Source organism: Pseudolactococcus raffinolactis NBRC 100932, from assembly GCF_001591765.1.
Classification (GTDB): domain Bacteria; phylum Bacillota; class Bacilli; order Lactobacillales; family Streptococcaceae; genus Pseudolactococcus; species Pseudolactococcus raffinolactis.
Genome location: NZ_BCVN01000084.1, coordinates 1 through 1,573 on the forward strand (window position 1 = coordinate 1; position 1,573 = coordinate 1,573).

Annotated in this window: 1 protein-coding gene; it reads right to left on the reverse strand. The window is 35.5% G+C overall.

Annotated elements, in window-relative coordinates:
* On the reverse strand, positions 1 to 1,573 hold a 1,573-nt coding region (locus tag LRA01S_RS10495; RefSeq protein WP_174519826.1), incomplete at both ends, for a phage tail spike protein.

Sequence of the window (1,573 nt, forward strand, 5' to 3'; positions counted from 1 at the left end):
TTTTGTTGCCAATGTGTTGCTGACATTGGTTATTTCAGTTGTCACTCGAGTATCTACGCCAATCGCTTTGTTTAGTGCTGTTTTCGCATCTGTTATTCCTTTGTTCGCATTGATCAACGCTGTATCAGCATCGCTTTTAGCTTGGTTAGCGATTGTATCTAGCGCTAAAACATCTTCGGATAATTTTCCTACATCACCAATTGCTTTATTCGCATTAGTATTAGCAGTATTTGCACTTGTCAATGCTGTTTGAGCATTAGTGATAGCAGTTTGAGCATTAGTAACAGCAGTTTGAGCTTGGGTTTTCGCATTGTTCGCAACTGTATTCACATCATTAATTAGTTGTGTATTTGCTTGAACGGCTGTAACACTTGCATTGGCTTTATCAACTGCTGAGTTAGCAGAATCAACCGCCTCAACAATATCAGTTTTTGCTTGAGCCATTTGCGCTTTCAGCTCTTCTTGAGTGGCATCGCTGACTTGCAATACCCATTGCAGTTTTCCATTTACTAATTTAAGTATCCATAATTCAGTTTTATCACCATTTTTTAGATATAAAAGGTCTCCTTCTACCGAACTTTTAGTAATTGCCGGCTTGTAAGTCAAGCTATAGACTGTGTTCTTACCGTTTGCCGTATTCATGGCTGATTGAGCTTGTTGTGCAACTTGATTTAAGTTGGTTTGTAAACTTTTACCTACTGTTGAAGTAAAAGATTTAGTATAATTGCCTAAAGTTATTGAGATGTATGATTGATTTAAAGGATTCCATTTATACTCAACCATTTGGGCTTCAATGCTGAAATTATCTTCTTCATGAATAACTTTGACGGTATCACCAGGTAAGATTTGTTTGAGTGATTTTAAGTCTTTGTATTCTTGAGTATCCTTTAAATTTACAAACTCAACTTTTGCTGAGAAATCAGGTTGGTCAACTTTATTTTCACTAAATTCTAAATTAGCTAATCTTCTCAATTCTGCGTAAGCTAATTCTTTAGTTGAAAAGCCCTCCTCGTCACTATCTTTGGTTTTGACTTTGACATTTGAATATTCTATTTGCTGAATTCTAGGCTCTGTATAAGCTTCAATTAATTCACTATCAACATAAATTTCTGGTAATAATAAACCATCATATCCGACTGGTCTGACTCTTGTAATTACTGTACTCTCGTCAAATTCAGCTTCATATCCCTTTAAGTCTTTTTTGTGCCGAATCGTGTAACCCTTGTTTGAGCCATAAGCACTATTCATAGAAATATTGAAATTATGTCTGACAATGTGACCGCCCCAACGATTAACAAAACTGTTATCCAACCCTGTATCAAGTAAAAATTCAATTGGATTTTTTCTCACTACTCGGCTTGTAGCAGTTGTTTGAATGTCAGAACTGAATGTGAAACTGTGTGGGTATTGTGTTGAATTGCCCATTTGGTTTAAAGCATTTTGACCACTTTTATCAACAATATTTGTGTCATTTATTGAGTTGAAAGCCAACTTATAACTGATTTGGTAACATAAAACAGTAACATATCCCATGCTTGGCGTGATTTTGTAGACAAAGAAAAGATTGCTACCC